Source organism: Streptomyces sp. (assembly GCF_050698815.1).
GTDB lineage: Bacteria > Actinomycetota > Actinomycetes > Streptomycetales > Streptomycetaceae > Streptomyces.
In genome coordinates, this window is record NZ_JBOHCV010000154.1 from 1 (window position 1) to 5,510 (window position 5,510).

At 69.7% G+C, this 5,510-nt stretch carries 4 protein-coding genes; all 4 read left to right on the forward strand.

What is annotated here, in order from left to right:
* On the forward strand, positions 1–1,002 hold a 1,002-nt coding region (locus ACRDP3_RS05960), incomplete at its 5' end, for a substrate-binding domain-containing protein (RefSeq protein WP_431515760.1).
* A gap of 119 nt (positions 1,003–1,121) precedes the next feature.
* Positions 1,122–1,889 carry an ATP-binding cassette domain-containing protein gene (locus ACRDP3_RS05965; RefSeq protein WP_431515762.1) on the forward strand — a complete coding sequence of 256 codons (768 nt, stop codon included), beginning with the start codon at positions 1,122–1,124 and terminating at the stop codon, positions 1,887–1,889.
* Complete coding sequence (locus ACRDP3_RS05970; protein WP_431515761.1) at positions 1,886–3,199, forward strand: sugar ABC transporter permease; 1,314 nt, start codon at positions 1,886–1,888, stop codon at positions 3,197–3,199. The genes ACRDP3_RS05965 and ACRDP3_RS05970 overlap by 4 nt, the downstream gene beginning before the upstream one ends.
* A gap of 354 nt (positions 3,200–3,553) precedes the next feature.
* Positions 3,554–5,464, forward strand: a complete 1,911-nt coding sequence (dxs, locus tag ACRDP3_RS05975) for a 1-deoxy-D-xylulose-5-phosphate synthase (RefSeq protein WP_431515763.1) — start codon at positions 3,554–3,556, stop codon at positions 5,462–5,464.
* Positions 5,465–5,510 lie beyond the last annotated feature (46 nt).

The following is a 5,510-nucleotide window of genomic DNA, read 5'->3' on the forward strand; positions in this document are numbered from 1 at the left end:
GGCGGCGACGGTGGTGGCGACAACAAGACCATCGGTCTGCTGCTGCCGGAGAACAAGACCACGCGCTACGAGACGTTCGACCGTCCGCTCATGGAGAAGAAGATCAAGTCTCTCTGTTCGGACTGCGACGTCAAGTACAACAACGCCACCCAGGACTCCGAGACGCAGAAGAAGCAGTTCGACGCCCTCATCACCCAGGGCGTGAAGGTGATCATCCTGGACGCCGTGGACGCGCAGGCCACCAAGTCCTGGGTGGACCGGGCGGCGAAGAAGGGCGTCAAGGTCGTCGCCTACGACCGGCTCGCCGAGGGCGACATCTCCTCCTACGTCTCCTACGACAACGAGCGGATCGGCGAACTCCAGGGCCAGGGCCTGGTCGAGGCGCTGGGCGACAAGGCCAAGGACAGCAACGTCGTCATGATCAACGGCTCGCCCACCGACCCCAACGCCCCGCTCTTCAAGAAGGGCGCGCACAGCGTGCTCGACAAGAAGGTCAAGAAGGTCGTCTACGAGCAGGACATCCCGGACTGGTCGCCGGACGAGGCGAACAAGAAGATGGGCGCCGCCATCACCAAGCTCGGCAAGGACGGCTTCGACGGCGTCTACGCCGCCAACGACGGCATGGCCGGCGGTGTCTCGACCGCCATGAAGAAGCAGGGCGTCAAGGACGTACCGCTGAGCGGCCAGGACGCCGAACTCGCCGGTCTGCAGCGGATCGTCAAGGGCGACCAGGCACTGACGATCTACAAGGCGATCAAGCCGCAGGCGGAGACCACCGCCGAGATCGCGGTGAACCTGCTGAAGGGCAAGAAGACCGACTCGCTCACCCCGAAGACGGTCGACAGCAAGAGCAAGAAGGGCATTCCCGCCCAGCTCTACGACGCCAAGATCGTGACCAAGGACAACATCAAGGACACGATCATCAAGGACAAGGTCTACAAGGTCAGCCAGATCTGCACCCCGCAGTTCGCCAAGGCGTGCGAGGCCGCCGGCCTGAAGTGACCCCCGGGCCGCCGCCCCGGCGCGACCCGACATCCCTGAGAAGTGCAGGCCGCCGCCCCCGCCCGGCGGGGGCGGCGGCTGACGAAAGATCGGAGTTGGACCCAGTGGCGAACGAAACCGTGCTCGCGCTGCGCGGGGTTTCCAAGCGGTTCGGCGCCGTCCAGGCGCTCACCGACGTCGACCTGGAGGTACGTACCGGCGAGGTGATCGCCCTCGTTGGCGACAACGGCGCCGGCAAGTCCACCCTCGTCAAGACCATCGCGGGCGTGCACCCCATCGACGACGGCACCATCGAGTGGGAGGGCACGCCGGTCAGCATCACCCGGCCGCACGACGCCCAGGACCTCGGTATCGCCACCGTCTACCAGGACCTGGCGCTGTGCGACAACCTCGACGTCGTCGCCAACCTCTTCCTCGGCAACGAACTGCGCGGCGCCGCGATCCTCGACGAGATCGCCATGGAGAAGCGGGCCATGGAGCTGCTGGACACCCTGTCCATCCGCATCCCCAGCGTCCGGATACCCGTCGCCTCGCTCTCCGGCGGTCAGCGGCAGGTCGTCGCCATCGCCCGCGCGCTGATCGGTGACCCCAAGGTCGTCATCCTGGACGAGCCGACCGCCGCACTCGGCGTCGAGCAGACGGCGCAGGTGCTCGACCTGGTCGAGCGGCTGCGTGAACGCGGCCTCGCCGTCGTCCTGATCAGCCACAACATGGCCGACGTGCAGGCCGTCGCGGACCACGTCGCGGTGCTGCGGCTCGGCCGCAACAACGGCGTCTTCGACGTCGCGAGCACCTCCCATGAGGAGGTCATCGCCGCGATCACCGGCGCCTCCGACAACGCGGTCACCCGCCGCCAGGCCCGTACCGTCAAGGAGGCGGCGAAGTGAGCGACACCGTCGACAAGGAACGCGGCACCGAGCCCGCCGGCACCGGGACCCCGGCGCCCGCGAACGGCGACGCCGTGGCCCCGGGCGCGGCCCCCGTGGTCGACCCCCGACTGCTGGTGCGCGAGCAGGGCTTCGCCGGCTATCTGACGGACTTCAAGCGCCGGGTGCGCGGCGGTGAGCTCGGCTCGCTGCCCGTCATCCTCGGTCTGATCGCCATCGCCATCATCTTCCAGTCGCTGAACGACACCTTCCTCTCGGCGGGCAGCATCAGCGACATCGGCGTCTACATCGCCGGTACGGGCATCATGGCGACCGGCATCGTCTTCGTCCTGCTGCTCGGCGAGATCGACCTGTCCGTCGGCTCGGTCGCGGGCGTCGGCGCCGCCGTGTGGGCGGTGCTCAGCGTCACGCACGGGCTCAACGACTGGCTGGCGGTGGCGCTCGCCGTCCTCGCCGGGCTCGGCATCGGCGGCCTGCACGGCTTCTTCTTCGCCAAGGTCGGCGTGCCCGCGTTCGTGGTCACCCTCGCCGGCTTCCTGGGCTGGAGCGGTCTGCAGATCTGGCTGATGGGCTCCGAGGGCAGCATCAACACGCCCGGCGGCAGCTTCGTGGAAGACCTGACCGGCTACTACTTCGAGGACATCGCCGCCGCCTACGGCCTCGCCCTGGTGGCCGTACTCGGCTACGCCGCCGCCCTGCTGCTGGACGCGAAGCGGCGCCGGGCGGCCCGGCTGCCGTCCCGGCCGGTGAGCGAGATCGTGGTGCGCACCGCGGTCGTGGCGGTGGTCGTCTTCGTCGTCGCCTACGTGCTCAACCAGTCGCGCGGCCTGCCCCTGGCCCTCGTGCTCTTCCTGGGCGTGCTGGTCATCGCCGACTTCGTGGTCCGGCGTACGACCTACGGGCGGCAGATCTTCGCGGTCGGCGGCAACGCCGAGGCGGCCCGGCGGGCCGGCATCAACGTGGAGCGGGTCCGTATCTCGGTCTTCGCCATCGCGGGGATGCTCGCGGCCTTCGGCGGCCTGTTCATCGCCAGCCTCTCCGGCGGCGCCACCAAGAGCCTCGGCGCCGGCAACACCCTGATGAACGTCATCGCCGCGGCCGTCATCGGCGGCACCAGCCTCTTCGGCGGGCGCGGCAAGATCTGGTCCGCGCTGCTGGGCATCCTGGTCATCCAGTCCATCCAGCAGGGCCTGAACCTGCTCGGGATGGCGAGTGAGATCCAGTACATGATCACCGGCGCGGTACTGCTGGCCGCCGTGGTCATCGACTCGGTCTCCCGGCGTACGCAGAAGACCGCGGGCCGCACCTGACACCGTGCACACGTGCGGCTGTACGCACCTGATCCGTACGCCCGCACGCGCACGGCACACCGGGGCCGGGTTCCTGAAAGGGGATCCGGCCCCGGCGCGCCGTTCCGCACTCTTCGTACTGTTCGCACCGTATGTGCGGTTGCGCGGCCCGGCGGTCCGCGCCCAGTCGGGTGACCCTTCTCGCACAGCCCGAAGATGCCGTCCGCGCACGGAACATTAGACTCGACGGAATCAGCACAGCTCGACCATGCTCGACAGCAAGGAGGCACCGTGGATAAGGGGCCGCGCGCGGCGCGTCTTCCCGGTTCGGGGGCGGTGGAGTTCCCCAGGGCGCAGCTCAGAGAGAGGTGGGGTCTGCTGACGGGCATCAAGGGCCCCCGCGACCTGGACCGGCTCGGCCCGGAGCAGCTGGAGCAGCTGGCGGGAGAGATCCGCTCCTTCCTCATCGACTCGGTCTCCAAGACCGGCGGGCACCTCGGGCCCAACCTGGGCGTGGTCGAGCTGACCATCGCCCTGCACCGGGTGTTCGACTCCCCGAAGGACAAGGTGCTCTTCGACACCGGGCACCAGTCCTATGTCCACAAGCTGCTGACCGGCCGTCAGGACTTCTCCGGCCTGCGCCTGGCGGGCGGCCTTTCCGGCTACCCCTCGCGCGCCGAGTCCGAGCACGACGTGATCGAGAACAGCCACGCCTCCACGGTCCTGGGCTGGGCCGACGGGCTCGCCAAGGCGAACGAGGTACGGCAGAAGAACGACCACGTCGTGGCCGTCATCGGCGACGGCGCCCTCACCGGCGGGATGGCCTGGGAGGCGCTCAACAACATCGCCGCCGCCAAGGACCGCCCCCTCGTCATCGTCGTCAACGACAACGAGCGCAGTTACGCCCCGACCATCGGCGGCCTCGCCAACCATCTGGCCACCCTCCGTACCACCGACGGCTACGAGCGCTTCCTCGCCCGCGGCAAGGAGGTGCTCAACCGCACCCCCGTCGTGGGCAAGCCGCTGTACGAGACGCTGCACGGCGCCAAGAAGGGGCTGAAGGACTTCATCGCCCCGCAGGGCATGTTCGAGGACCTGGGCCTGAAGTACGTCGGCCCCATCGACGGCCACGACGTCGCCGCCGTCGAGTCCGCGCTGCAGCGCGCCAAGCGCTTCGGCGGCCCGGTGCTGGTGCACTGCCTGACCGAGAAGGGCCGCGGCTACCAGCCGGCCCGTCAGGACGAGGCCGACCAGTTCCACGCGGTCGGCGTCATCCACCCCGACACCGGCCTTCCGGTGAAGTCCTCGGGTGCCGACTGGACTTCGGTCTTCGGCGAGGAGATGGTCAAGCTGGGCCGGGAGCGCGAGGACATCGTCGCGATCACCGCGGCGATGATGCGCCCGGTCGGACTGCACGGCTTCGCCGAGGAGTTCCCCGAGCGGGTCTACGACGTGGGCATCGCCGAGCAGCACGCCGCGGTCTCCGCCGCGGGGCTGGCCACCGGTGGGCTGCACCCCGTCTTCGCCGTCTACGCCACCTTCCTCAACCGTGCCTTCGACCAGCTGCTGATGGACGTCGCGCTGCACAAGTGCGGGGTGACCTTCGTGCTGGACCGCGCGGGCGTCACCGGCACCGACGGTGCCTCGCACAACGGCATGTGGGACATGTCGGTCCTGCAGTGCGTCCCCGGGCTGCGGCTGGCCGCGCCGCGCGACGCCGAGCAGGTGCGCGCGCAGCTGCGCGAGGCCGTCGAGGTGGACGACGCCCCCACCGTGGTGCGTTACTCCAAGGGCGTGGTCGGTCCCGCCGTGCCGGCCGTCGGCCGGGTCGGCAGGATGGACGTGCTGCGCCGGGCGACGGACACCCAGCGCCCCGACGTGCTGCTGGTCTCGGTCGGTGCGCTGGCGCCGATGTGCCTGGAGATCGCCGGCCTGCTCGACAAGCAGGGCATCTCGTCCACGGTGGTCGACCCCCGCTGGGTCAAGCCCGTCGACGAGGAACTGCCGCCGCTGGCCGAGCAGCACCGCGTCGTGGTCACCGTCGAGGACAACAGCCGTGCGGGCGGCGTCGGTTCGGCCGTCGCGCAGGCGCTGCGCGACGCGGGCGTGGACATGCCGCTGCGCGACTTCGGCATTCCGGAACGCTTCCTGGACCACGGCTCCCGCAAGGAGGTCATGGCCGGGATCGGGCTCACCGCGCCGGACATCGCCCGGCAGGTGACCGGCCTGGTCGCCAAGCTCGACGGGCGCTACGACGCGGAGTCGGCGGAGGCCGCCCGCGACTGAGGCGTCAACTCGCGTACGCGGGAACCGAGTCGTCGGGCCGCCCGAA